Raw genomic sequence first — 24,863 nt, 5'->3', positions numbered from 1 at the left:
CAGAATGGCTCTGCCCGTCAGCGCATCTGGTGCTTTTTGAGCAATGCTCTTAACTGGTGGTAGGTCAGCCCCAACAGTTCAGCTGCCCCTTTCTGGTTATATTTCGCCATCCTCAGGCTCTGCTCCAGTAGCTGTTGTTCCTGCTTATGCTGAAACTGGCGCAGATCGAGCGGGAGTGAGGGCCCATCGTTCGAACGCGCCGGCGCGGTAACAGATGGCGCGTTACGCTGAAAAGGATCGAGAATAATGTTGTCCAGTTCCGTTTCGCTGCTGCCGTGACGGTAGACAGAGCGTTCGACGACGTTCTTCAGCTCGCGAATATTCCCCGGCCAGGGGTAGTTAAGCAGCGTCTCCCGGGCATTATCGCTAAAGCCCGGAAAGAGCGGCAGACCCAGCTCACGGCACATCTGAATGGCAAACTGTTCCGCCAGCAGCATAATATCGCTGCGCCGTTCACGCAGCGGTGGAAGCTGGACGACGTCAAAAGCGAGGCGGTCGAGCAGGTCGGCGCGAAATTTATCCTCAGCCACCATTTCCGGCAGGTTGGCATTTGTCGCACAGACCAGACGCACGTTAACCTGTAGCGGCTGGCTGCCGCCGACGCGTTCCAGCTCGCCATATTCAATGACGCGCAACAATTTTTCCTGTACCAGCATTGGCGCGGTGGCCAGTTCGTCGAGGAACAGGGTGCCGCCGTCGGCACGCTCGAAACGGCCAGGATGGCGCTTTTGCGCCCCGGTAAAGGCTCCCGCTTCATGGCCGAACAGCTCGGTATCCAGCAGGTTCTCATTCAGCGCGGCGCAGTTAAGCGAAATAAAAGGACCATCCCAGCGCCCGGACAGATAGTGGAGTCGGTTGGCGATCAGCTCCTTGCCCGTGCCGCGCTCACCGATAATCAGCACTGGTTTGTTGAGAGGGGCGAGGCGTGAAACCTGCTCCAGCACTTCGAGAAAGCTGTTAGCCTCACCGAGTAAATTATCTTTATATTCAGCCATGATGAAATTAACCACTCCTTAGCGAGATTCACCAGGTGAGCTTAGTTCCATAGTGAGCGAAAATCAATCACATTCAGTGAAATCAATAAGATAAAAAGTTGGCACGGGAATTGTATTATCTGTACAGCAGGGCATCGCCCGATAACAGAAATGTGAGGATTGAATTATGGGTATTTTTTCTCGTTTTGCCGACATCGTGAACGCCAACATCAACTCGCTGCTTGAGAAAGCGGAAGATCCGCAAAAGCTGGTGCGTCTGATGATTCAGGAAATGGAAGATACACTGGTTGAAGTGCGTTCTACCTCCGCCCGTGCGCTGGCTGAGAAAAAGCAGTTAACCCGCCGTATTGAGCAGGCTACCGCCCAGCTTAATGAATGGCAGGAAAAAGCCGAACTGGCGCTGCGTAAAGATAAAGAAGATCTGGCCCGTGCCGCATTAATTGAAAAACAGAAACTGGCGGATATGGTTACCGCGCTGGAACATGAAGTTACGCTGGTGGACGACACGCTCACCCGTATGAAGAAAGAGATTGGCGAGCTTGAGAACAAGCTGAGCGAAACCCGTGCGCGTCAGCAGGCACTTACGCTGCGTCACCAGGCGGCAAACTCTTCCCGCGATGTACGCCGTCAGCTGGACAGCGGTAAGCTTGATGAAGCAATGGCGCGTTTTGAGTCCTTCGAACGTCGTATCGATCAGATGGAAGCGGAAGCGGAAAGCCACAGCATCGGTAAGCAAAAATCGCTCGATCAGCAGTTCGCCGATCTGAAAGCCGACGATGAAATCAGCGAGCAGCTGGCGGCACTGAAAGCCAAAATGAAGCAAGACAATCAATAATAATTCATGCGGCACCTGAGCGTGCCGCCACGCATCGTACGACAAGGAGTACACATGAGCGCGCTTTTTCTCGCTATTCCCCTGACCATTTTCGTGCTGTTCGTGCTGCCGATTTGGTTATGGCTGCACTACAGCAACCGTTCTTCACGGGACGCCCTTTCCCAGAGCGAGCAACAACGTCTGGTACAGCTGTCCGATCAGGCGAATAAGATGCGTGAACGTATTCAGGCGCTGGAAGCTATCCTGGATGCGGAACACCCGAACTGGAGGGAGCGTTAATGTCAGGACTGAATCTGAATAAAAAGCTGTGGCGGATCCCACAGCAGGGCATGGTTCGCGGCGTCTGTGCGGGGCTTGCCCACTATCTGGATGTACCGGTTAAGCTGGTGCGCGTGGTAACGGTGTTATCGATTTTCTTCGGTCTGGCGTTTATCACTCTGGTGGCGTACATCGTATTGTCGTTTGTGCTCGACCCCATGCCGGAAGGTGAACTGGCTGCAGAAGGCGCACCGAGCAGTAGTGACATTCTGAACCAGGTGGATGCTGAACTCGCCGCAGGTGAAAAGCGGTTGCGCGAAATGGAACGTTACGTCACGTCTGATACCTTTACGCTGAGAAGTCGTTTTCGTCAGCTTTAAGAGAGAACATAGATGAACAAAAACTGGCAACAGGCCGGTCAGAAGGTAAAACCCGGCCTGAAAATCGCAGGTAAACTGGTCCTGCTGACGGCGTTACGTTATGGCCCGGCAGGCGTGGCTGGCTGGGCAATAAAATCTGTTGCCCGTAAGCCGGTAAGACTGTTGCTGGCCGTGGCGCTGGAGCCGCTGCTGCAAAAACTGGCCAAACGTTTTTCCCGTCGATACTTATCCTGATCCCCATGTATACCGCAGTCTTTCTCTTATGAGAGGAGGGCTGCTGGCATTTCTCTTCGTTTTCTCCCTTTTCTGTCTTTCTTTGCGGCAGCTCACATTACTGCGCTGAGTTGCCTTGAGAAGACGTTTTTACCCCCTCAGGTCCGTTGACAGATATTTTTCATGGGAGTAGATTGCGTTTCGTGGGACCGCTACCATGGAAAAATAAAGTGAACGATAAAATTAAAAATTTAATCAATATTGTTTACGGCGAATCGTTTTCTGAGGCGCACCGTGAAACACTGTCAGGGAAAATCTCCAGAGCTGCTGCTGTTATTACCGAAAAGCGTAAAGCCGGTTGGGATGAAAAAGATATCGTCCTGATAACCTATGCCGATCAGTTCTACAATAAAGGGGAGAAAGCGCTGCCTGTTTTTACCCGTTTTTATAACAGATGGCTTTCTCGTTCATTTTCTCATGTGCATCTTTTACCTTTTTACCCGTGGTCCTCTGATGATGGTTTTTCTGTTATCGATTACCATGACGTTGCGCCTGAAACGGGAACATGGCAAGACGTTGCTGAATTAAAACAATATGCCAGTTTAATGTTCGATTTTGTTTGCAACCATATGTCAGCGAAAAGCCAATGGTTCGCTCATTATCTTGCGCAAAAACCGGGCTATGAAGATTTCTTTATTTCCGTGGATCCGCAAACTGATTTATCTGCTGTCACACGGCCTCGCGCATTGCCTCTCCTGACACCTTTTACACTTGATGACGGAAGCGTTCGGCATCTGTGGACGACCTTCAGCGATGATCAGGTTGACCTCAATTTCGCCTCTCCTGAGGTGTTGATTGCAATGGTGGATGTGCTTCTCCATTACCTGATGGAAGGGGCGCGCTATATCCGCCTTGATGCGGTCGGTTTTATGTGGAAGATCCCTGGAACAAGCTGCATCCATCTTGAACAAACGCACCGTTTGATTCAACTCTTCCGCGCCATTACGGACGCTGTGGCACGGGGTACGGTGATTATCACTGAGACCAATGTCCCGCATAAAGACAACGTTTCTTACTTTGGTGACGGCAAGAATGAAGCCCAGATGGTGTATCAGTTCTCCTTGCCACCACTGGTTCTGCATGCCGTTCATCGTCAGGATGTACGGGCACTTTGCCAGTGGGCCACATCGCTGGAACTGCCGTCAAAGCAAACCACCTGGTTTAACTTTTTGGCCTCGCACGACGGGATCGGACTTAATCCGTTACGCGGAATTTTACCGGAATCGGAAATTCTGTCGCTGGTGGAAACACTCCAGCAGGAAGGCGCGCTGGTTAACTGGAAAAATAACCCTGACGGTACGCGCAGCCCGTATGAAATCAATGTAACCTATCTGGATGCATTAAGTGCGAAGAAGGATGAAGATACTCTGCGCATAGCCCGTTTTATTCTGGCTCATGCCGTTCTGTTGAGTTTCCCGGGTGTGCCTGCAATCTATATTCAGAGTATTATTGGCTCCCGTAATGATTATGAGGGTGTGGAGCGCTTAGGGTATAATAGAGCAATAAACCGAAAGAAATATCAGGCCGGTGAAATTGATCGTAAACTCGACGAAATTAATAGCCTTCGTCATAAGGTTTATTCTGGATTGAGTACGCTAATTACATTGCGTCGTCAGGAAAAAGCGTTCCACCCGGACAGTCAGGCGCGCTTTGAAACATCCGGGGAGCATGTTTTGAAAATAGTTCGCATTGCCGATAACGGCGAGCGAATTACAGCACTCTTTAATTTCAGTAATGATATTCAACACCTCCCTTCAAATAGTCAGACAGGAAAAGATTTAATAACCGGGATCAATATTAACGATACGACGTTGACCCTAAATCCATGGCAGGTTATGTGGATTAAAGAAAACTAAAAAAGGACCTTAACAATGAAAATGCCGAGAATTGTGCTGATTTCAGCACTGGTTTCGTGCGCCCTGTTATCAGGCTGCAAGGACGACACACAATCTTCTGTGACCATCGAGTTTATGCATTCGTCGGTGGAGCAGGAGCGTCAGGCCGTCATCACGAAACTGATTGAGAAATTCGAGAAAGAGAATCCCTCCATCACGGTGAAACAGGTGCCAGTGGAAGAGGATGCATACAACACCAAGGTCATTACCCTCGCGCGGACCGGCGCACTGCCGGAGGTGATTGAGGTCAGCCATGACTATGCAAAAGTGATGGATAAAGAGCAGTTGCTGGACCGTGACGCAATTGGCGAAGCCATTAAAGCCGTCGGTGAAAAGACATTTTATGACGGTATTCTCCGTGTTGTTCGCACGGAAGACGGCACCGCGTGGACGGGGGTGCCAATTAGCGCCTGGCTGTCAGGCGTCTGGTACCACAAAGATGTTCTCGCCGCGGCGGGTATTAAAGAGCCGCATAACTGGCAACAGCTGCTGAAAGCCAGTCAGATGCTCAACGACCCGGCTAAGAAACACTACGGTATCGCGCTTCCTACCGCTGAAAGTGTCATGACCGAGCAGGCCTTCTCCCAGTTTGCCCTTTCAGGTGGGGCAAACGTCTTCGACGCGCAGGGCAACATCCAGATCGATACGCCTGAAATGTTAAACGCGCTGGCGTTTTATAAAGAACTGGCGAAGAACACGATGCCAGGCTCGAACGACGTCATGGAGATCAAAGACTCGTTCATGAACGGTTCCGCGCCAATGGCGGTTTACTCCACCTACATTCTGCCTGCCGTGTTTAAAGAAGGGGATCCTGCCAACCTGGGCTTCGTGGTTCCAACGGAAAAATCGTCTGCGGTTTACGGCATGGTGACGTCGCTGACGATCACGACCGGTCAGACTGAAGAAGAAACCAAAGCCGCTGAGAAATTTGTGACCTGGATGGAGCAGGCTCAAAACGCCTCGGACTGGGTCATGATGTCTCCGGGGGCGGCGTTACCGGTGAACAAACTGGTGGTGGATACCGAGAGCTGGAAAAACAACGAGGTCATCAAAGCCTTTGGTCAACTGCCGTATGAATTGATCGCGCAGTTCCCGAATGTGCAGGTATTTGGGGCCGTGGGCGACAAAAACTTTACCCGCATGGGCGACGTGACAGGTTCCGGCATCATCAGTTCGATGGTGCATAACGTGACGGTAGGTCAGCAAGACCTCAACACCACGTTAAGCAACAGCCAGAAACGCCTGGCTGACCTGGTTTCACAACGATAGGAGCGCTTCTGCGGAAGGAAATTATGAAGACGTTGTTTTCTGGTCGTTCAGATATGCCTTTCGCCATGCTGCTGTTGGCCCCCAGCCTGATTTTGCTGGGGGGCCTTGTGGCCTGGCCAATGATTTCCAACATTGAAATCAGTTTCTTACGCTTGCCGCTCAACCCGCGCATTAGCGCGGTGTTTGTTGGGCTGGATAACTACATCCGTATTTTGAGTGATGCAGCGTTCTGGCACTCCCTGTGGATGACCTTCTGGTATACGGCCCTGGTGGTGATAGGTAGCACGGGGCTCGGGCTGGCTGTCGCCATCTTCTTTAACCGGGAGTTTCGGCTGCGCAAAACGGCGCGTTCGCTGGTGATTTTATCTTACGTCACGCCGTCTATTTCACTGGTGTTTGCCTGGAAGTACATGTTCAACAACGGCTACGGCATCGTGAACTACCTTGGGGTAGACCTGCTGCATCTGTATGACCAGGCACCGCTGTGGTTCGACAACCCCGGCAGCAGCTTTGTGCTGGTGGTGCTATTCGCCATCTGGCGCTACTTCCCGTATGCGTTTATCTCGTTTCTCGCGATCTTACAAACGATTGATAAATCGTTATACGAAGCCGCAGAAATGGATGGCGCGAATGGCTGGCAACGTTTTCGCATCGTCACGCTGCCCGCGATTATGCCGGTGCTGGCCACGGTCATCACGCTGCGAACCATCTGGATGTTTTACATGTTTGCGGACGTGTACCTGCTGACTACCAAAGTCGATATTTTGGGCGTCTATCTCTACAAAACGGCGTTTGCCTTTAACGATTTGGGTAAAGCTGCGGCTATCTCAGTGGTGCTGTTTGTGATCATTTTCGCCGTCATTCTGCTGACCAGAAAAAGGGTAAATCTCAATGGCAACAAATAAACGCGTACTGGGTCGTATTGGCTTTTACCTTGGGCTCGCGGCGTTCCTGATTATCACGCTGTTCCCATTTTTCGTGATGCTGATGACCTCCTTTAAAAGCGCCAGAGAGGCGATATCGCTGCATCCGACCATTCTGCCGCAGGAGTGGACGTTACAGCATTACATCGACATCTTTAACCCGCTGATTTTCCCGTTTGTGGATTACTTCCGTAACAGCATGGTGGTGTCACTGACCTCGTCGATCGTTGCCGTGTTTCTCGGCACGCTGGGGGCTTACGCCTTATCCAAACTGCGTTTTAAAGGGCGCACGACGATCAACGCCAGCTTCTACACCGTCTACATGTTTTCAGGGATTCTGCTGGTGGTGCCGCTGTTCAAAATCATCACCGCGCTCGGTATCTATGACACCGAACTGGCGCTGATTATCACCATGGTGACTCAGACGTTACCTACGGCGGTGTTTATGCTGCGCAGCTATTTCGACACCATCCCGGACGAAATAGAAGAAGCCGCGATGATGGATGGCCTTAACCGCCTGCAAATCATCTTTCGCATTACCGTTCCGTTAGCGATTTCGGGCCTGGTGTCTGTCTTTGTCTACTGCTTCATGGTGGCGTGGAACGACTATCTGTTTGCCTCCATTTTCCTGTCCAGCGCCAGCAACTTCACCTTGCCGGTAGGGCTGAACACCCTTTTCAGTACGCCAGATTACATCTGGGGCCGCATGATGGCGGCATCGCTGGTGACGGCACTGCCGGTTGTCATCATGTATGCGCTGTCTGAACGTTTTATTAAAAGTGGTTTGACCGCCGGTGGCGTTAAGGGCTGAGGCGGCCAATTTTAACAAGGAGTGAGTAATGAAGAAGTTAGTTGCGACAGCGCCGCGTGTGGCAGCGCTGGTCGAATATGAAGACCGTCCCGTTGCCGTTCATGAAGTGAAAATTCGCGCCCGCTTTGGCGCACCGAAACACGGCACCGAAGTGGTGGATTTCAGGGCGGCGAGTCCGTTTATCGACGAAGAGTTTAACCCTGACTGGCAGCTGTTTACGCCGCGTGAAGAGGGGGCGGCTCGCGGGATCGAGTTTGGCAAATTCCAGCTCGGGAACATGATTGTCGGGGACATCATTGAGTGCGGCGCTGACGTAACGGAATACCGTGTCGGAGACCGCGTTTGCTGTTATGGACCGCTACAGGAAACGGTCATTGTGAATGCCGTCAATAACTACAAACTGCGCAAAATGCCTCAGGGCGCCTCCTGGAAAAATGCGGTCTGCTACGACCCGGCACAATTTGCAATGAGCGGCGTACGTGACGCCAATGTGCGGGTAGGGGATTTTGTCGTCGTCGTTGGGCTTGGCGCGATTGGTCAGATTGCCATCCAGCTGGCAAAGAAAGCCGGTGCGTCAATCGTTATCGGTGTCGACCCTATCGCGCACCGCTGCGACATTGCCCGTCGCCATGGGGCAGACCACTGTCTGGATCCGATTGGAACGGATGTTGGTCTGGAAATCAAAAAACTGACCGGCAAGCAGGGCGCGGATGTGATTATCGAAACCAGCGGCTTTGCTGATGCGCTGCAGTCTGCGCTGCGCGGACTCGCTTACGGTGGCACCATCTCATACGTAGCCTTTGCGAAGCCGTTCGCGGAAGGCTTTAACCTCGGCCGCGAAGCACATTTCAATAATGCGAAAATTGTCTTCTCCCGCGCCTGCAGCGAGCCAAATCCTGATTACCCACGCTGGAACCGTAAGCGTATTGAAGAGACCTGCTGGGAATTGCTGATGAACGGCTATCTCAATTGCGAAGATTTAATCGACCCGGTCGTAACGTTTACCACCAGCGCTGAGAGCTACATGACCTATGTCGATCAGCATCCTGAACTGAGTATCAAAATGGGCGTCACGTTCTGAGCTATGGAGAGCATGAAAATGAAAATCGCAACGCAAAACCAGGCCTTTTTCCCGACAAATATCCTGGAAAAATTCCAATACATCAAAGCCATGGGCTTTGATGGGTATGAGATAGACGGCAAGCTGCTGGTGGAGAACCTTGAAGAGGTTAAAGCGGCCATTAAGGCTACAGGGCTGCCGGTTACCACGGCCTGCGGCGGGTACGATGGCTGGATTGGTGACTTCATCGAAGAGCGTCGCCTGAACGGATTAACGCAGATCGAACGCATCCTTGAAGCGTTAGCAGAGGTGGGCGGTAAAGGAATCGTGGTTCCTGCCGCCTGGGGGATGTTTACCTTCCGCCTGCCGCCGATGACGTCGCCGCGTAGCCTTGAAGGAGACCGCAAGGCGGTTAGCGCCTCGCTGCGCCAACTGGACGAGGTGGCGGCGCGCACCGGCACCACCGTTTACCTGGAGCCGCTGAACCGCTATCAGGATCACATGATCAACACCCTCGCGGATGCACGTCGTTACATCGAAGAGAATGGGCTGAAACATGTTCAGATTATCGGCGATTTCTATCATATGAATATTGAAGAAGACTCGCTGACGGAAGCGCTGCACCAGAACCGCGACCTGCTGGGTCATGTGCATATTGCCGATAACCATCGTTATCAGCCGGGAAGCGGCTCTCTTGATTTTGCCGCTCTGTTCGACCAGCTGCGTGCCGATTGTTATCAGGGTTACGTTGTTTACGAGTGCCGCGTTCGCGCTGACGATCCTGCGAAGGCCTATCAGGATTCTCTCACTTATCTGCGTGAATGCTAAGGATGACCAGCGTGATGAGTGCCTTAACACCTTCGCCTCTGCGTGTCGCCATTATTGGTGCCGGGCAGGTCGCGGACAAAGTGCATGCCTCGTATTACTCCACGCGCAGTGATGTTCAGATGGTGGCTGTCATGGACAGCCATCCTGAACAGGCTCAGGCGTTTGCTGAACGCCATGCCATTCCGTCGGCATGGCAGGACGTGAATGAAATGCTGCAGGCGGTCAAACCGGATGTGGTGAGCGTCTGTTCGCCCAACCGTTTTCATTTTGAACATGCGATGGCAGCCCTGGAAGCCGGTTGCCATGTAATGTGCGAAAAACCCCCAGCCATGACGCCACATGAAGCCGACCGGATGCGTGTGGCGGCCCGAACGGCGGGAAAAGTGCTGGCCTATGATTTTCACCACCGCTTTGCACGTGATACGCAACTGCTGCGTGAGGCGGTAATAAACGGGACATTGGGTGAAATCTACTTCACTACGGCGCAGGCATTGCGCCGCTGCGGCGTTCCCGGCTGGGGCGTTTTCACCAATAAAGCACTGCAGGGGGGCGGGCCGCTGATTGATATTGGCATCCATATGCTCGACGCCGCGATGTATGTACTCGGTTTCCCGGCGGTAAAACGCGTGACGGCGCACAGCTTTCAAAAACTGGGAAACCGCAAAAACAGTGGCCAGTTTGGTGAATGGGATCCTGCACAGTTTACCGTTGAAGATGCCCTGTTCGGGACGATTGAATTTTGCAATGGCGGCATTCTGCGTCTGGATACCTCCTTTGCGCTCAATATCCGCGAGCAGTCCATCATGAATGTCGCTTTTTGCGGTGAAAAAGCGGGGGCAACGCTGTTCCCGGCCCATATTTACACCGATGAGAGCGGAGTTTTGCAGACCCTGTCCCTGCGCGAAGAGGCAGACGATCAGCGGCATTTACGCAGCATGGATGCGTTTGTCCGTCACGTCATGGGAGAGCCGGTTATGATTGCCGATGCCGAACAAGGGCTGGTGATCCAGCAACTGATCGCCGCACTGTACGAGGCGGCAGAAAAAGGGGAAAGCGTAACGTTATGCTGAACCTGTCTGTATTAAACGATCCGGGTTTTTGCCCTCACAGCCTCAATAAATACGCGTCAATCATGGCCTGCGGCAACGGCTATATGGGCATACGTGCGGCGCATGAGGAAAACTACACGCAGCAGACCCGGGGAATGTATCTTGCCGGGCTTTATCATCGTGCTGGTCGTAATGAGACTAACGAACTGATCAACGTGCCTGACATCATCGGCATGGATATCGAACTGGACGGCATCAATTTCACCTTGCTGTCAGGGGAGATTATTGACTGGCAGCGGGAGCTGGATTTTGCCAATGGTGAACTGCGTCGTCGCGTAGTGTGGCGCTCGCCAGACGGAAAGCGCTACCGTGTGGAAAGCCGCCGTTTTGTCTCACTGGATCAACTGCCGTTGGTGGCAATGCAGCTCTCCGTCACTCCGCTGGATGCCTCATCAGACGTTATGCTGAGCACGGGGATTGATGCGACGCAAACCAACAGCGGCCGTCAGCATCTGGATGAAATCTCGGTCAGAGTCTTTGACCAGCACTACATGCAGGGCGTGTATGAAACGCAGGATCGTGCTGCGGATGTGGTGATCTCGGCATGCTGTCGTCTCTCAACCACCAGCGACAGCTGCTTTACCGCGAAAAACCGGCGTATCACGGTTCATCACGCCGTAAAGGTCGCTCAGGGTGACACTGTCACGCTTGAGAAGCTGGTCTGGGTGACGCATCGCAGCGATAAAGCGCTTTCACAGGACACGTTTGCCCGCAATGCTCTGGCTGAGCTCAAAACCTGCGCGACAAGAGGGTATGCCGCGTTACTCGAAAGCGCGGCGTGCGCCTGGAAAAAGGTCTGGCATGACTGCCGGGTGGACGTCACGTCGACCGAACATCAGGATCAGCTGGCGCTGGATTACGCGGTCTGGCACCTCACGGCCATGACGCCTGCCCATGATGAACGGAGCAGTATTGCGGCCAAGGGCCTGACCGGGGAGGGCTATAAAGGCCACGTGTTCTGGGACACCGAAATTTTCCTGCTGCCTTTCCATCTCTTTACCCGACCAGATGTTGCCCGTCGTCTGCTGCGCTACCGCTGGCTTAACCTGCCGGGGGCCCGGGAAAAAGCACGCCGTAACGGCTGGCCTGGCGCCCTGTTCCCCTGGGAGAGTGCCGCGAGCGGTCAGGAAGAGACGCCGGAATTCGCAGCGATCAACATCCGCACGGGCGTTCGTCAGAAAGTGGCCTCCGCGCTGGCTGAACATCATATCGTGGCGGATATCGCGTGGGCCGTTGTCGCCTACTGGCAGGCAACGCACGATGACGCCTTTATGCGCAATGAAGGCCTGACGCTGCTCATGGAAACCGCGTTGTTCTGGATGGGACGCGCGACGGAAGTTGGCGACCGTCTGGAGATCCATGACGTGATCGGGCCGGATGAATACACGGAGCACGTGAATAACAACGCCTACACCAACTATCTGGCGTGGCACAACGTCGCCAGTGCCTGCCGGTTTATGTCGATGTTTGAGCGTGAAGATGCGCGTTTTACGGAAAATGCGCAACGGTTCCTGGCGCGCTTATGGCTGCCCGAGGCTAACGCCGACGGGGTCATACCGCAGGATGACACCTTCATGTCCAAACCGGCGATCGATCTGAGCCGCTATAAAGCCAAAGCGGGCAAGCAGACCATTCTGCTGGATTACTCGCGCGCTGAAGTTAACGAGATGCAGATCCTCAAACAGGCCGACGTGGTAATGCTTAATTACCTGTTGCCGGAACGCTTTACGCCGCAGCAGTGCGCGGCCAACCTGGCATTCTATGAGCCGTGCACAATTCATGACTCGTCTCTGAGCAAAGCCATCCACGGGATTGTGAACGCGCGCTGTGGTGATACAGAAGGGGCTTACGCCTTCTGGCGTGATGGCATTGCCATCGATCTGGGCGACGATCCGCACAGCAGTGATGACGGTATTCATGCTGCCGCGACAGGTGCGATCTGGTCAGGTGTTATTCAGGGATTTGCCGGGCTGCAGATCGTGGACGGGGAGTTACATCTGGCACCCAGGATGCCTGCGCACTGGCAAAGGCTGGCGTTTCCGCTGCGTTGGCAGAATGCGCAGCTGCACTTCATCGTGACGAAAGAGACACTTACGGTGACCAGTTCTGCTCCCGTCACGCTAACGCTCTGGGGTAAAACCCTCCAGCTTTCGGGACGGCAGGTCTTGTCCTGCAAGGATTTTCTTACGTCTGTTACTGGGACCGCTACCACGGAGGGGAGAGATGAACCTTAATGCCGTTGTATTCGATCTGGATGGGGTGATCACCGACACCGCTCATCTGCACTTCCTGGCCTGGCGCGCTGTCGCGAAGGAGGTCGGGATCACCATTGATGAGGCCTTCAATGAAACGCTGAAAGGGATTAGCCGCATGGACTCCCTGCAGCGGATCCTGCGTCACGGTGGCAAAGAAGACGCGTTCGATGAACAGCAGCGCCTGGCGCTTGCGCGTAAAAAAAATGCGCTCTATGTACAGTCGCTGGCTTCGCTTACGCAAGCGTCACTGCTCCCGGGCATTCGTGAGGTGCTGGCCGACATACGCGCGGCAAACGTCAAAATTGGGCTGGCGTCTGTTTCACTCAACGCTCCCGGCATTTTGCAGGCGCTGGGGATCCACAGGGCGTTTGATTTCTGTGCCGATGCGTCCCGTATTGCCCGCTCCAAACCGGACCCGGAAATCTTCCTTGCTGCCTGCGCGGGTCTTAACGTCTTCCCGGAGGAGGCCATCGGGATTGAGGATGCCGCCTCCGGCGTTGAGGCGATCAACGCCGCAGGGATGTTGTCGGTGGGAATAGGGGCAGGCCTCAACCATGCGGGACTTCAACTTCATTCAACGCGGGAGCTGACCTGGAAATGCCTGACAGATTTCTGGGCTTCCCGGACGGTACTGATAAGGAATTAAGAATGGCGCAACTATCGCTAAAACATATCCAAAAAATCTATGACAACCAGGTCCATGTGGTCAAAGATTTCAACCTCGACATTGAGGATAAAGAATTTATCGTTTTCGTCGGGCCATCGGGCTGCGGTAAATCGACGACGCTGCGTATGATTGCCGGGCTGGAGGAGATCAGCGCCGGTGAGCTGGTGATTGACGGCGTGCGTATGAATGATGTCCCGGCCAAGTCCCGGGATATTGCGATGGTCTTTCAGAACTATGCGCTGTATCCCCATATGACGGTGTACGACAACATGGCGTTTGGGCTGAAGATGCAGAAGATCGCGCCTGCCGTCATTGAAGAGCGCGTTAACTGGGCCGCTCAGATTCTTGGGCTGCGCGAGTACCTCAAGCGTAAGCCCGGTGCGTTGTCGGGTGGCCAACGCCAGCGCGTGGCATTAGGCAGGGCGATTGTGCGTGAAGCGGGCGTCTTCCTGATGGATGAACCGCTCTCAAACCTTGACGCTAAACTGCGTGTTCAAATGCGTGCCGAAATCAGCAAGCTGCATCAAAAGCTGAATACCACCATGATTTATGTGACGCACGATCAGACCGAAGCCATGACGATGGCAACCCGCATTGTGATCCTGAAAGATGGATACATTCAGCAGGTGGGCGCGCCGAAGCAGGTCTATAACGAACCGGCAAATATGTTTGTGGCAGGTTTCATTGGTTCGCCAGCAATGAACTTTATTCGGGGGGCGATCAATGAACGCTTCTTCGTGACGGAAACGCTGCGCCTGGAGATCCCCGAAGATATGCTCTCGGTACTTAACGCTCAGGGGTATCAACGTAAAGCCGTGGTCTTTGGCATCAGACCGGAGGATATTTTCACCTCGCAAGCCAGCGGTGAGGTGATTGCCGCCAAAATCAGCGTTGCCGAACTGACCGGTGCTGAATTTATGCTGTATGCCACCGTCGGGGGCCACGAACTGGTCGTCCGGGCAGGGGCTACCACTGATTATGCTGCAGGGGATAATATCGGCATTCAGTTCGATATGAATAAGTGTCATTTTTTTGACGCGGAAACAGAAGCGGCAATCAGATAATAAAAATGTTCGCCGGAAATATTAATTTCCGGTTTTTTTGTTTGTCCATTATAAAGGAATATTTTAATGAGTACTCTACTAAGAAGTGCTGCGCTTATTCTATGCGCAGGGGTTAGCTACGCACACGCCTCAGAACCGGCACCACACTGGAATTTTAATATAGGTGCCATGTATGAAATTGAAAACGTCGAAGGTCAGGGGGATGATAAAGACGGATTATATGAGCCCTCGGTGTGGTTTAACGCCACATGGGATGCGTGGGCGATTTCCCTTGCCATGTATCAGGAAGGCCCCGTTGATTACAGCAGTATGACCCGCGGGACCTATTTTGATCGTCCCGAATTCGAGCTGCGCTATCGTTTTATTGGAACCGATGATTTTACCCTCGGCCTGACCGGCGGCTTCCGTAATTACGGTTATCATTTCAAAGATGAACACGGCGCGAAAGACGGTAGCGCGAATATGCAGCGCTACAAAATACAACCAGACTGGGATATTAAGTTAAGCGATGACTGGCGTTTCGGCGGCTGGTTTGCCATGTATCAGTTTGCCAACGACCTGGAAAAAACGGGTTATGCCGACAGTCGCGTTGAAACAGAAACGGGCTTTACCTGGACCATTAATGAAACCTTCGCGGCAAAAGTGAATTACTATTTAGAGCGCGGTTTTAATATGGACAGTTCACGTAATAACGGTGAGTTTTCAACGCAGGAGATCCGCGCCTATTTACCCATTTCATTAGGCAATACCACGCTGACGCCGTATACCCGCCTGGGGCTCGACCGCTGGTCAAACTGGGACTGGCAAGACGATCCTGAGCGTGAAGGGCATGATTTCAACCGTCTGGGCCTGCTTTATGCCTACGATTTCAATAACGGTCTTTCAATGACGCTGGAGTATGCCTATGAATGGGAAAACCACGATGAAGGCGAAAGCGATCGATTCCACTATGCGGGCGTGGGCGTGAATTACGCCTTCTGATCGGCTGTTCACCAGGGGCTATCAGCCCCTGGTTTTAGCGAAGAGAATCAGCGAACGAAAAGTGGGTTTCAATCAGCACCTTATGCGGGGCGGGTTTACCGGAGATACGCCTGAAAAGCAGGTCGCAGCTCTCTTCGCCCAGCTTGCGGGTGGGAATATCAAATCCAGCTGGCGCAGGCGTCAGAATCAGGGAGAGCATCGGGTCGCTGTAACCCGCCACGGCAACCTGCTCAGGTAGCATCAAATTTAACTCATCCGCAGCGCGATAAAGACTCAGCAATTTCATGCTGTCGGTGGCGAATACCGCATCCGGTGGGGTGGAAGAAGACAACAACGTAATGGCCGCTGAAAGTGCGCTCTCGTGGGTATAACCGCCATCAATGATCCAGTCCGGGTTAACAGCAATATTCGCCTTTTCCAGGCTGGCTTTATAACCCGCGAGACGATCAATAGACACGTGATAATCGAGTGGCGCATGCAGACAGGCAATTTTTTTCCGCCCGTTTTTAATAAACGTGTCGGTCAGCATCTCGCTGTCACGAAAATTGTCGGTATCGACGGAGTAAATATTCTGAAAGTCGCCTTCAACTTTACCGATTACGACTACCGGCACACCGTACATATCGAGCCGTGAGAAAAAGGATTCATTGGCAGGCGAACTCAGCATAATGACCCCTTTGATCATTTTCTGCTTTATTTTGCTTTCGCATTTTAGCAGGTCATCTTCACTGCTCTTTGACGTTTGCAAAATAACATCAAACCCTTCCTGTTCCGCCTTGGCGGTTATGGCGTGCAATACGTCGGAGAAAAAAGGATTACCGGCAGTGGTTTTTGTTGAGCGGGTGGAAATCACCATAATGGCGTCAAAGCCAGATGAGGTCAGAGCACGGGCAAGTTTATTTGGTTGATAATTTAGCTCTTCAATCGCCTTCAGCACTTTCTCCCGCGCTTCAGGAGAAATATTGGTTTGTTTATTCAACACTCTGGACACGGTTGATTTAGAAACACCAGCAACGCGCGCAATATCATAGATGGTGGGTGACATACACCTTACTCACTCCGGGACGGCAATGTCGTTCATCTTACTGGAGAAAAAACGGCAATAGCAATAATTATGAATTGATAATCAACGATCTGCCCCCATTTACTGTATTCTGAAGCAAGTCATTCCAGGCTTCCAGCGACGAAGGACGGCGATGAAGCGACTTAAAAACGAACTCAACTCTCTGGTGAACCGCGGCGTCGATCGCCATTTGCGTCTGGCGGTCACCGGGCTTAGCCGCAGTGGCAAAACGGCGTTTATCACGGCGATGGTTAACCAGCTGCTGAACCTGCACGCCGGGGCACGCCTGCCGCTGCTCAGTGCGGTGCGGGAAGAGCGTCTGCTGGGCGTTAAGCGCGTTCCCCAGCGCGATTTCGGTATCCCTCGCTTTACCTATGATGAAGGGCTGGCACAGCTTTACGGTGACCCACCCGCGTGGCCGACACCCACGAGAGGGGTGAGTGAAATCCGTCTCGCGCTGCGTTTTCGTTCCAATGAATCATTGATGCGCCACTTCAAGGATACCTCCACGCTCTATCTGGAGATTGTGGATTACCCGGGCGAATGGCTGCTCGATTTACCCATGCTGGCGCAGGATTATCTCAGCTGGTCGCGACAAATGACCGGTTTGTTACAGGGTCACCGCGCGGAGTGGTCGGCAAAATGGCGGCAGTTATGCGCAGGATTAGATCCGCTGGCACCCGCAGATGAGAACCGCCTGGCGGCGATTGCCGAAGCCTGGACGGATTATCTGCATCAGTGCAAACAGGAAGGGCGGCACTTCATCCAGCCAGGACGGTTTGTTTTGCCGGGCGACCTGGCGGGTGCGCCTGCGCTGCAGTTCTTCCCGTGGCCCGACGTGGATGGCGTGGGAGAGGCAAAGCTGGCGCAGGCAGACAAGCACACCAACGCCGGGATGCTGCGCGAGCGCTACAACTACTACTGTGAAAAAGTGGTGAAAGGTTTTTATAAAAACCACTTTTTACGTTTCGATCGTCAGATTGTGCTGGTGGACTGCCTGCAACCGCTCAACAGCGGGCCGCAGGCTTTCAACGATATGCGCCTGGCGCTGACGCAACTGATGCAAAGTTTTCACTACGGACAGCGTACGCTGTTTCGCCGCCTCTTTTCCCCGGTGATCGACAAACTGCTGTTTGCGGCCACCAAGGCCGATCACGTAACGGTTGATCAGCATGCCAACATGGTGTCGCTGTTACAGCAACTGGTGCAGGACGCCAGGCAAAATGCGGCGTTCGAAGGGATCAGCATGGATTGTCTTGGGTTGGCTTCCGTACAGGCGACGCAAAGTGGGCTGATTGATCTTAACGGCGAGAAAATCCCGGCCCTGCGGGGGAATCGCCTCAGCGACGGCGAACCGCTGACCGTGTATCCGGGCGAAGTGCCTGCACGCCTTCCGGGGCAGGCATTCTGGCAGAGCCAGGGCTTCCAGTTTGAAGCCTTCCGCCCACAGGTCATGACCGTCGATCAGCCATTACCGCACATTCGTCTGGATGCGGCGCTGGAGTTTTTGATTGGAGATAAATTGCGATGACGGAACCGTTAAAACCCCGCATTGACTTTACCGGGACGCTTGAGCAGGCGCAGCAGGAGGCCTTTAAAACGGCGCAGACGTTCAGCGGCGAGCAGGCAGAACATTTTGCTCCGGCCCTGACTGACGAGCCGTCCGTTGAGGAGGGCCAGGCGGAAGCGGTCGTTGAGGCTGCTTTACGTCCGAAACGTAGCCTGTGGCGTAAGATGGTCACGGCCGGGCTGGCGCTCTTCGGCGTAAGCGTGGTGGGACAAGGCGTGCAATGGGGTATCAACGCCTGGCAAACCCAGGACTGGGTGGCGCTGGGCGGTTGTGCCGCGGGGGCGTTGATCGTGGGGGCAGGCGTAGGCTCGGTTGTCACCGAGTGGCGTCGACTGTGGCGTCTGAGGCAGCGTGCGCATGAACGGGATGAGGCACGCGATCTGCTGCACAGCCACGGCACCGGAAAAGGCCGGGCATTCTGCGAAAAGCTGGCGGCGCAGGCGGGGATTGATCAGTCGCACCCGGCACTGCAGCGCTGGTATGCCGCCATTCACGAAACGCAAAATGACCGGGAGGTGGTCGCGCTCTACTCGCATATGGTGCAGCCTGTGCTGGATGCTCAGGCGCGGCGCGAGATTAGCCGCTCTGCGGCGGAATCAACGCTGATGATCGCGGTCAGTCCGCTGGCGCTGGTGGATATGGCGTTCATCGCCTGGCGTAACCTGCGCCTGATAAACCGTATCGCCAGTCTTTACGGTATTGAGCTTGGCTACTACAGCCGGCTGCGGCTCTTTAAGCTGGTGTTGCTGAACATCGCCTTTGCCGGTGCCAGTGAGCTGGTGCGCGAAGTCGGCATGGACTGGATGTCGCAGGATCTGGCGGCCCGTCTCTCAGCGCGTGCCGCGCAGGGGATTGGGGCAGGGTTGTTAACCGCACGTCTGGGCATAAAAGCGATGGAAGTCTGCCGACCACTGCCGTGGATCGACGGAGATAAACCGCGCCTGGGCGATTTTCGTCGTGAATTGATTGGGCAGCTCAAAGAGACGCTCAATAAAAAACCGGTTCAGTAACCGGTTTGTTTACTTATCGTGCTGGCTGTCAATCTTTCTTGACAGCCATCTTCCGCATCACCGTGTTCTGACATATCATTTTAAGGTTATTGGCTTAAAACGGTGAATTTCCCATGCGTCTTGAAGTCTTCTGTGAAGACCGTCTCGGTCTGACCCGCGAGTTACTCGATCTCCTTGTTTTACGTAGCATTGATTTACGTGGCATTGAGATTGATCCTGTCGGGCGAATTTACCTCAATTTTGCCGAAATTGAATTTAATACTTTTAGCAGCCTGATGGCTGAAATCCGCCGTATCGCTGGCGTTACGGATGTACGCACCATTCCCTGGATGCCGTCTGAGCGTGAGCACCTCGCCCTGAGCGCCTTGCTTGAAGCCATGCCAGAGCCTTTCCTGTCACTGGATTTGAAAAGCAAAGTTGAGCGGGTAAACCATGCGAGCTGCCAGCTGTTCGCCCAGAGCCAGGACAAGCTCACCCATCACCATGCCGCGCAGCTGATCCCGGGGTTTAATTTCCAGCGCTGGCTGGACAGCAACCCGCAAAATACGCATAGCGAGCATGTGGTGATCAACGGGCAAAATTTCCTGATGGAGATTACGCCGGTGTACCTGAAAGGAGAGAACGACACTCGCGTTCTGACCGGGGCCGTTATCATGCTGCGCTCTACCGTGCGGATGGGCCGTCAGCTGCAAAATCTCTCCAGCCAGGATGTGGGAGCGTTCAGCCAGATCATTGCCGTCAGCCCGAAAATGCGTCATGTGGTCGATCAGGCCCGTAAGCTCGCCAGCCTGACCGCGCCGCTGCTGATTACCGGCGATACCGGGACCGGGAAGGATCTGCTGGCCCACGCCGTGCATCTTGCCAGCCCACGCGCGGCAAAACCGTATCTGGCGCTGAACTGTGCCTCTATTCCTGAGGATGCGGTCGAAAGCGAGCTGTTTGGTCACGCCCCGGAAGGCAAAAAAGGCTTCTTCGAGCAGGCGAACGGCGGCTCCGTGCTGCTGGACGAAATTGGCGAAATGTCGCCGCGCATGCAGGCCAAACTGCTGCGCTTCCTGAACGATGGGACCTTCCGTCGCGTAGGGGAGGATCACGAAGTTCACGTGGATGTGCGCGTAATTTGTGCCACCCAGAAAAACCTCGTTGAGCTGGTACAGAAAGGGATGTTCCGGGAAGATCTCTACTATCGACTGAACGTGTTGACGCTAAACATTCCGCCGCTGCGCGATTGTCCACAAGATATCATTCCGCTGACGGAGCTGTTTGTGGCACGCTTCGCCGACGAGCAGGGGGTTCCGCGTCCGAAACTGTCAGCCGATCTGGGTACGGTGCTGACGCGCTACGGCTGGCCGGGGAATATTCGTCAGCTGAAAAACGCCGTTTATCGTGCGCTGACGCAGCTGGAAGGGTACGAGTTGCGTCCACAGGATATCCTGTTACCGGATTACGATGCTGGTACGGTATCGGTGGGCGAAGAGGCGATGGAAGGCTCGCTGGATGATATTACGAGCCGTTTCGAGCGTTCCGTGCTGACACAGCTTTATCGCAGCTACCCAAGCACGCGTAAGCTGGCAAAACGCCTGGGGGTATCCCATACCGCGATTGCGAATAAGCTTCGTGAATATGGACTCAACCACAAGAAGGGTGACGAATAACGATAAAAGCCTCTGTAAAGAGGCTTTTTTTTGCACTTACTCTTTCGCCAGAGGCGTGGTAACTACCTCGACTTTTGTCTCTCCCTGAATCCCCGCAATTTTCTGTTCAACCTCTTTCACCTGTTCCTTGCTGTGAAGCAGGGTATAGGTCAGGTCGAATTGCGTGCTGGCGCCAGGTTGTAGCTGCTTAACGCGTTTCTGCTCGCGTTCAATGGTAACGGGATAGGCGTAGCTGGTTCCCGGCTCAATACCCGTGACATAGCCCTGTTTGAGCGTATCGGTATTTTTCCATAAGGTCAGGACAGGCAACTGCCGCGTGTCGAACTGAATTGACGCACCTTTGTCTCCCGCTTTATTGACCACTGCCGCCAGGGTTTCATGATTATTATCCGCGAGCGGTTTGATATTGAAGACCATTTCATCAAAGCCCTGAGTGGGGCCAGCGTAGGTTTGCCAGTTATCCAGACCCGCTTTGGCATAGTCATTGAAAGGACCAATGCTGGCGGCCGGCGCAAGGAAGCGGGCACCTTCTTCGAGGATTGGCGTACCAAAGTTGCTGTGATAGATAATCTGATAATCATGAGGATAATCAGCATGGTTAGTCAGAACATCATGCAGGCTGAACTGGTTGCTGCCTGGTACGTAACGCAGTTCGGTCATCGTCTGCAGATCTGCTTTTTTAAACGTGCTCTCTTTGATTAATCCGCGAATGCGAATTTCATGCGGTGCGGGATCAGCAACATCGACTTCCACCTGCGACGCAGGCGTATTTCCCGCCTTGCCGTGCAGGGTATAAATCTGACCGTCAGCCGTGACCGGGTGGCCTGTCCATTCATAGCCGCAACGAACCATCATTTCGTTGAAACCTTCCAGCCAGCCAAGTCCGTTTCGACTTTCCAGATTGATATAGGCCGGATTCACCACCTCTTTGACAGGCGAATCCCACCCCATTCGGGTACCAAAGCCTTCGACATGCAGCAGATTCATCCCACGCGTCGGGCTGAGGGTAATTGTCAGACCATTTTTGCTGCTGATAACGATTACCTTGCTGCCTTCCTGCTTGCCACCATGCAGGACTTTTTGCTCGATGCTGAAAGGCTGTCCCTGAAACTTCAGCTCATCGCTGGAAATTTTCCAGTTTCCTTTCTCCACGCCGCTTTCAGCGCTTGTCAGCACCCAGGTTTTAGCGGCGGCATGTCCAGATATCAGTACCGCAAGAACCGTAAAAGCCAGTTTAATCTTCATATTTAATCCCTTTTGCTGAAACGATTTTTTATTACGTAAGCAAATCTAATGTTTAGGCGAGAAGGGAAATGTGACGGGCTTCACTGGCGGAGAAATTGCGGTTTTTAAACCTTTATTATGCGTGAGAGATCTCGTTATGGTGAGAATGGAACGTTTTTATTTCATGATATATGTGATTTTAGAACATTTTTGCTTTAACGATTCAGCAGTTGAGATAATAAAAAACCCCGCATCGGCGAGGTTTGGAACGCAAGGTCTATTCTTAAATAAACCTTTTATTTCATTACATTGCTAAGCTTTATAAAATGCCTGTAAATAATCAGACTTTCAGTGATTCCAGCGCAGCGGTGTAGTCAGGTTCGGTGGTGATCTCGTTTACCAGTTCGCTGAACACGACGTTATCGTTTTCATCGATTACCAGCACGGCACGCGCCGCTAGGCCTTTCAGTGGGCCTTCAGCAATGCCAACGCCGTATTTTTCCAGGAAATCCGGGCTGCGCAGAGTGGAAAGGGTAATGACGTTGCTCAGACCTTCAGCACCGCAGAAACGGGACTGCGCGAATGGCAGGTCTGCTGAAACGCACAGCACCACGGTGTTGTCCATTTCAGTGGCCAACTGGTTGAATTTGCGCACGGATGCGGCACAGACGCCGGTATCAATGCTTGGGAAAATGTTCAGTACTTTGCGTTTGCCAGCAAACTGGCTCAGTGTGACGTCAGACAGATCTTTAGCCACCAGAGTAAAAGCCTGCGCTTTGCTGCCAGCCTGAGGAATGGAACCTGCTACAGCAACCGGGTTGCCCTGGAAATGAACGAGTTGTGACATAGATATCTTCCTGTTTACATATAGTTAACGTCGAGGCTAGTGTATGCCATCAGCGGATAACACGGCAAACCAATTTTTTCGCCTTACCGGGCTGCAAGGAGTCAGTGATGAGAAGCGTTAAGGTCTATGAAGAAGCCTGGCCATTGCATTCCCCGTTTGTGATCTCTCGTGGCAGCCGAAGTGAAGCCTGCGTGGTAGTGGTCGAAATAGAAGAAGAAGGGGTTAAAGGGGTTGGTGAATGCACGCCGTATCCTCGCTACGGAGAAAGCCTTGCCTCGGTGATGGCGCAAATTATGACCCTGGTACCTGACCTGCAAACCGGGTTGACGCGTGAGGCGTTACAGCAGCGTTTACCTGCCGGGGCGGCTCGTAATGCAATTGACTGTGCGTTGTGGAGTCTTGAGGCGGCGAGGCAGCAGATATCCTTACCGTCGCTGGTCGGCGTGACGCTTCCGGAGAAAGTGGTGACCGCGCAAACCGTGGTGATTGGCGAGCCGGAGCAGATGGCCGCCAGCGCAAAAGCGCTCTTTGAGGCTGGCGCCACGCTGCTGAAGGTGAAACTCGACGATCGCTTGATCAGTGAACGCATGGTCGCCATTCGCGCGGCGGTGCCGGACGCCACGCTGATTGTCGACGCCAACGAGTCATGGCACCCGGAAGGGCTGGCCGCGCGCTGCCAGCTGCTGGCCGATCTGGGTGTGGCTATGCTGGAGCAACCGCTTCCCGTACAGGATGATGCGGCATTGAAGAACTTTATCCACCCGCTGCCGATCTGCGCCGATGAAAGCTGCCATACCCGCGACAGTCTCGACGGTTTAGCGGGCTGCTATGAGATGGTGAATATCAAACTCGATAAAACCGGTGGGCTGACCGAGGCGCTGGCGCTGGCGTCGCAGGCACAGGCGAAGGGGTTTACGTTGATGCTGGGATGCATGCTCAGTACTTCCCGGGCGATTAATGCGGCGCTACCGCTGGTGAATCAGGTCCGGTTTGCCGATCTCGATGGCCCGACCTGGCTGGCAGTTGACGTTTCGCCTGCGCTCACCTTCACCAGCGGAGTGCTTCATCTCTGAGGCTGCCAGCGCAGAAGATCTACCATCGCTTTCAGGTATTTTTCGCTGGCTTCGTCGGAAGATATCGGGGGGAATTCAGCGGTGATGCAGTGCAAATCCAGATCGGCGCACCAGCTACCAAATGACCCCGGTGTTTCATAGCCGACGCTGCTGACCAGAGGCAGGGCAAAGGCATCGGCAAGCCACTGTCCCAGCGCGGAGTGACGGGGATCTTCAATACAGGCCAGTGGATCGTGAAATGAGACAACCCACGCGGGGTGGATCTTGTGGATTAACTGGCAGAGCGCCTGTGTTTCTGGCTCTGAGCCGGGTTTTTCTCCCGTCAGTAACACCACGTCACGCTCTTCAGCCGAGCTGTTCCAGCGGTATACCGTTTCACCGGCGCGCCAGTTGGCCGCCGGGAAGTTGCGGTTTAAATCTATCCCTCTCGCATTCGCCCTCAGCCCAAGCTGACAGCCATCCGGGTTGACGGTCAGGATCACATGATGCCGGCGTAGTGTCGGTGCAAGGGTGCGTAACGCGCAGGAGAGGGTGACGATCGAGGAGTTCTCATCGCCGTGCGTTCCCGCAATAATCAGGCCGCTATGACGATCGGCATCCGGTGCGGGAAACCAGATTAGCGGTGCACCTAAGAAAGACTGGCCATAATGTTCGGTGCCTGGCGGGAAAGCGCCACGTTCCGTTCTTGGTCGGGTAACTGCCATAGGAAATCCTGATAAAGAAGTGCTTACTGGCAGTGTTGTGCAAAACCCACGTTTAATCAAATAGTTTCATCGAAGAACGAAGATTGCCAGATATCACCTTTCCGGCTTAAGGTA

General features: G+C 53.6%; 24 protein-coding genes. 19 read left to right on the top strand and 5 right to left on the bottom strand.

Going from position 1 to position 24,863, the window contains the following annotated elements:
• Positions 1-17 precede the first annotated feature (17 nt).
• On the bottom strand, positions 18-995 hold the full coding sequence (gene pspF / locus ACOTX3_RS16270) for a phage shock protein operon transcriptional activator (RefSeq protein WP_047023082.1): 978 nt from the start codon (positions 993-995) through the stop codon (positions 18-20).
• Positions 996-1,161: 166 nt separating this feature from the next.
• Between pspF and pspA the strand changes: the two genes are divergently transcribed.
• The 15 genes from pspA (at position 1,162) to ACOTX3_RS16195 (ending at position 15,603) form a co-directional block, all read left to right on the top strand.
• Positions 1,162-1,830, top strand: coding sequence for a phage shock protein PspA (pspA, locus tag ACOTX3_RS16265; RefSeq protein ID WP_013096403.1), 669 nt, complete (start codon positions 1,162-1,164; stop codon positions 1,828-1,830).
• 54 nt (positions 1,831-1,884) lie between these two features.
• A complete protein-coding gene (gene pspB / locus ACOTX3_RS16260) occupies positions 1,885-2,109 on the top strand; it encodes an envelope stress response membrane protein PspB (protein ID WP_013096404.1) in 225 nt (74 codons plus the stop codon).
• On the top strand, positions 2,109-2,468 hold the full coding sequence (gene pspC / locus ACOTX3_RS16255) for an envelope stress response membrane protein PspC (protein ID WP_013096405.1): 360 nt from the start codon (positions 2,109-2,111) through the stop codon (positions 2,466-2,468). The genes pspB and pspC overlap by 1 nt, the downstream gene beginning before the upstream one ends.
• Before the next feature lie 12 nt (positions 2,469-2,480).
• On the top strand, positions 2,481-2,702 hold the full coding sequence (gene pspD / locus ACOTX3_RS16250) for a phage shock protein PspD (RefSeq protein ID WP_013096406.1): 222 nt from the start codon (positions 2,481-2,483) through the stop codon (positions 2,700-2,702).
• Positions 2,703-2,911: 209 nt separating this feature from the next.
• Positions 2,912-4,597, top strand: a complete 1,686-nt coding sequence (locus ACOTX3_RS16245) for a sugar phosphorylase (protein ID WP_058678834.1) — start codon at positions 2,912-2,914, stop codon at positions 4,595-4,597.
• A gap of 15 nt (positions 4,598-4,612) precedes the next feature.
• The gene (locus ACOTX3_RS16240; protein ID WP_058678835.1) at positions 4,613-5,905 is read left to right on the top strand and encodes an ABC transporter substrate-binding protein; all 1,293 of its coding nucleotides are present in this window, start codon (positions 4,613-4,615) and stop codon (positions 5,903-5,905) included.
• Positions 5,906-5,928: 23 nt separating this feature from the next.
• Positions 5,929-6,810 carry a carbohydrate ABC transporter permease gene (locus ACOTX3_RS16235; protein ID WP_013096409.1) on the top strand — a complete coding sequence of 294 codons (882 nt, stop codon included), beginning with the start codon at positions 5,929-5,931 and terminating at the stop codon, positions 6,808-6,810.
• Entirely contained in the window at positions 6,797-7,639 is an 843-nt protein-coding gene (locus ACOTX3_RS16230) for a carbohydrate ABC transporter permease (RefSeq protein ID WP_013096410.1), read from the top strand. Before ACOTX3_RS16235 ends, ACOTX3_RS16230 begins: the two co-directional genes overlap by 14 nt.
• Positions 7,640-7,667: 28 nt before the next feature.
• Complete coding sequence (locus ACOTX3_RS16225) at positions 7,668-8,720, top strand: zinc-dependent alcohol dehydrogenase (RefSeq protein WP_013096411.1); 1,053 nt, start codon at positions 7,668-7,670, stop codon at positions 8,718-8,720.
• Between the two features lie 18 nt (positions 8,721-8,738).
• On the top strand, positions 8,739-9,527 hold the full coding sequence (locus ACOTX3_RS16220; protein WP_029883669.1) for a sugar phosphate isomerase/epimerase family protein: 789 nt from the start codon (positions 8,739-8,741) through the stop codon (positions 9,525-9,527).
• An 11-nt stretch (positions 9,528-9,538) separates the two neighbouring features.
• Positions 9,539-10,597: a Gfo/Idh/MocA family protein gene (locus ACOTX3_RS16215; RefSeq protein WP_127869231.1), complete on the top strand. Its 1,059-nt coding sequence runs from the start codon at positions 9,539-9,541 to the stop codon at positions 10,595-10,597.
• A complete protein-coding gene (locus ACOTX3_RS16210) occupies positions 10,591-12,870 on the top strand; it encodes a glycoside hydrolase family 65 protein (RefSeq protein ID WP_058678836.1) in 2,280 nt (759 codons plus the stop codon). The genes ACOTX3_RS16215 and ACOTX3_RS16210 overlap by 7 nt, the downstream gene beginning before the upstream one ends.
• The gene (pgmB, locus tag ACOTX3_RS16205) at positions 12,860-13,537 is read left to right on the top strand and encodes a beta-phosphoglucomutase (protein ID WP_045294260.1); all 678 of its coding nucleotides are present in this window, start codon (positions 12,860-12,862) and stop codon (positions 13,535-13,537) included. The genes ACOTX3_RS16210 and pgmB overlap by 11 nt, the downstream gene beginning before the upstream one ends.
• A gap of 2 nt (positions 13,538-13,539) precedes the next feature.
• A complete protein-coding gene (locus ACOTX3_RS16200; protein WP_013096416.1) occupies positions 13,540-14,622 on the top strand; it encodes an ABC transporter ATP-binding protein in 1,083 nt (360 codons plus the stop codon).
• Positions 14,623-14,688: 66 nt separating this feature from the next.
• Positions 14,689-15,603 carry an OmpG family monomeric porin gene (locus ACOTX3_RS16195; RefSeq protein WP_058678837.1) on the top strand — a complete coding sequence of 305 codons (915 nt, stop codon included), beginning with the start codon at positions 14,689-14,691 and terminating at the stop codon, positions 15,601-15,603.
• A 34-nt stretch (positions 15,604-15,637) separates the two neighbouring features.
• Here ACOTX3_RS16195 and ACOTX3_RS16190 read toward each other — a convergent pair whose 3' ends face one another.
• Positions 15,638-16,648 carry a LacI family DNA-binding transcriptional regulator gene (locus tag ACOTX3_RS16190; RefSeq protein ID WP_013096418.1) on the bottom strand — a complete coding sequence of 337 codons (1,011 nt, stop codon included), beginning with the start codon at positions 16,646-16,648 and terminating at the stop codon, positions 15,638-15,640.
• Between the two features lie 151 nt (positions 16,649-16,799).
• Here ACOTX3_RS16190 and ACOTX3_RS16185 point away from each other — a divergent pair, with 151 nt between their 5' ends.
• The 3 genes from ACOTX3_RS16185 to tyrR all read left to right on the top strand — a co-directional run bounded on the left by ACOTX3_RS16185 (position 16,800) and on the right by tyrR (position 20,901).
• A complete protein-coding gene (locus tag ACOTX3_RS16185) occupies positions 16,800-18,197 on the top strand; it encodes a YcjX family protein (protein WP_058678838.1) in 1,398 nt (465 codons plus the stop codon).
• The gene (locus ACOTX3_RS16180) at positions 18,194-19,246 is read left to right on the top strand and encodes a YcjF family protein (RefSeq protein WP_058678839.1); all 1,053 of its coding nucleotides are present in this window, start codon (positions 18,194-18,196) and stop codon (positions 19,244-19,246) included. Before ACOTX3_RS16185 ends, ACOTX3_RS16180 begins: the two co-directional genes overlap by 4 nt.
• 113 nt (positions 19,247-19,359) lie before the next feature.
• Positions 19,360-20,901 (top strand): transcriptional regulator TyrR, encoded by a 1,542-nt coding sequence (tyrR, locus tag ACOTX3_RS16175; protein WP_013096421.1) that lies wholly within the window; start codon positions 19,360-19,362, stop codon positions 20,899-20,901.
• 36 nt (positions 20,902-20,937) lie between these two features.
• On the opposite strand, the gene ACOTX3_RS16170 is transcribed toward tyrR, so the two are convergent.
• Together ACOTX3_RS16170 and tpx are read right to left on the bottom strand one after the other, a co-directional pair.
• Entirely contained in the window at positions 20,938-22,146 is a 1,209-nt protein-coding gene (locus ACOTX3_RS16170) for an aldose 1-epimerase family protein (RefSeq protein ID WP_058678840.1), read from the bottom strand.
• Positions 22,147-22,465: 319 nt separating this feature from the next.
• The gene (gene tpx, locus ACOTX3_RS16165) at positions 22,466-22,972 is read right to left on the bottom strand and encodes a thiol peroxidase (protein ID WP_058678841.1); all 507 of its coding nucleotides are present in this window, start codon (positions 22,970-22,972) and stop codon (positions 22,466-22,468) included.
• A 107-nt stretch (positions 22,973-23,079) separates the two neighbouring features.
• Here tpx and ycjG point away from each other — a divergent pair, with 107 nt between their 5' ends.
• Positions 23,080-24,045: an L-Ala-D/L-Glu epimerase gene (gene ycjG / locus ACOTX3_RS16160; protein WP_038986163.1), complete on the top strand. Its 966-nt coding sequence runs from the start codon at positions 23,080-23,082 to the stop codon at positions 24,043-24,045.
• Here ycjG and mpaA read toward each other — a convergent pair.
• The gene (mpaA, locus tag ACOTX3_RS16155) at positions 24,036-24,749 is read right to left on the bottom strand and encodes a murein tripeptide amidase MpaA (protein ID WP_013096425.1); all 714 of its coding nucleotides are present in this window, start codon (positions 24,747-24,749) and stop codon (positions 24,036-24,038) included. The two genes, ycjG and mpaA, sit on opposite strands and share 10 nt — an antisense overlap.
• Positions 24,750-24,863 lie beyond the last annotated feature (114 nt).

Source organism: Enterobacter cloacae complex sp. IR5384, assembly GCF_049237265.1.
GTDB lineage: Bacteria > Pseudomonadota > Gammaproteobacteria > Enterobacterales > Enterobacteriaceae > Enterobacter > Enterobacter cloacae.
Note: the sequence above shows the minus strand (reverse complement) of the source record. Positions and strands in the feature narration are given on the sequence as shown.

Bases quoted from the DNA above. Each gene is read 5' to 3' on its own strand.
- pspF (WP_047023082.1), bottom strand. From the start codon at position 995: ATGGCTGAATATAAAGATAATTTACTCGGTGAGGCTAACAGCTTTCTC.
- pspA (WP_013096403.1), top strand. From the start codon at position 1,162: ATGGGTATTTTTTCTCGTTTTGCCGACATCGTGAACGCCAACATCAAC.
- pspB (WP_013096404.1), top strand. From the start codon at position 1,885: ATGAGCGCGCTTTTTCTCGCTATTCCCCTGACCATTTTCGTGCTGTTC.
- pspC (WP_013096405.1), top strand. From the start codon at position 2,109: ATGTCAGGACTGAATCTGAATAAAAAGCTGTGGCGGATCCCACAGCAG.
- pspD (WP_013096406.1), top strand. From the start codon at position 2,481: ATGAACAAAAACTGGCAACAGGCCGGTCAGAAGGTAAAACCCGGCCTG.
- ACOTX3_RS16240 (WP_058678835.1), top strand. From the start codon at position 4,613: ATGAAAATGCCGAGAATTGTGCTGATTTCAGCACTGGTTTCGTGCGCC.
- ACOTX3_RS16235 (WP_013096409.1), top strand. From the start codon at position 5,929: ATGAAGACGTTGTTTTCTGGTCGTTCAGATATGCCTTTCGCCATGCTG.
- ACOTX3_RS16230 (WP_013096410.1), top strand. From the start codon at position 6,797: ATGGCAACAAATAAACGCGTACTGGGTCGTATTGGCTTTTACCTTGGG.
- ACOTX3_RS16225 (WP_013096411.1), top strand. From the start codon at position 7,668: ATGAAGAAGTTAGTTGCGACAGCGCCGCGTGTGGCAGCGCTGGTCGAA.
- ACOTX3_RS16220 (WP_029883669.1), top strand. From the start codon at position 8,739: ATGAAAATCGCAACGCAAAACCAGGCCTTTTTCCCGACAAATATCCTG.
- ACOTX3_RS16210 (WP_058678836.1), top strand. From the start codon at position 10,591: ATGCTGAACCTGTCTGTATTAAACGATCCGGGTTTTTGCCCTCACAGC.
- pgmB (WP_045294260.1), top strand. From the start codon at position 12,860: ATGAACCTTAATGCCGTTGTATTCGATCTGGATGGGGTGATCACCGAC.
- ACOTX3_RS16200 (WP_013096416.1), top strand. From the start codon at position 13,540: ATGGCGCAACTATCGCTAAAACATATCCAAAAAATCTATGACAACCAG.
- ACOTX3_RS16195 (WP_058678837.1), top strand. From the start codon at position 14,689: ATGAGTACTCTACTAAGAAGTGCTGCGCTTATTCTATGCGCAGGGGTT.
- ACOTX3_RS16190 (WP_013096418.1), bottom strand. From the start codon at position 16,648: ATGTCACCCACCATCTATGATATTGCGCGCGTTGCTGGTGTTTCTAAA.
- ACOTX3_RS16185 (WP_058678838.1), top strand. From the start codon at position 16,800: ATGAAGCGACTTAAAAACGAACTCAACTCTCTGGTGAACCGCGGCGTC.
- ACOTX3_RS16180 (WP_058678839.1), top strand. From the start codon at position 18,194: ATGACGGAACCGTTAAAACCCCGCATTGACTTTACCGGGACGCTTGAG.
- tyrR (WP_013096421.1), top strand. From the start codon at position 19,360: ATGCGTCTTGAAGTCTTCTGTGAAGACCGTCTCGGTCTGACCCGCGAG.
- ACOTX3_RS16170 (WP_058678840.1), bottom strand. From the start codon at position 22,146: ATGAAGATTAAACTGGCTTTTACGGTTCTTGCGGTACTGATATCTGGA.
- tpx (WP_058678841.1), bottom strand. From the start codon at position 22,972: ATGTCACAACTCGTTCATTTCCAGGGCAACCCGGTTGCTGTAGCAGGT.
- ycjG (WP_038986163.1), top strand. From the start codon at position 23,080: ATGAGAAGCGTTAAGGTCTATGAAGAAGCCTGGCCATTGCATTCCCCG.
- mpaA (WP_013096425.1), bottom strand. From the start codon at position 24,749: ATGGCAGTTACCCGACCAAGAACGGAACGTGGCGCTTTCCCGCCAGGC.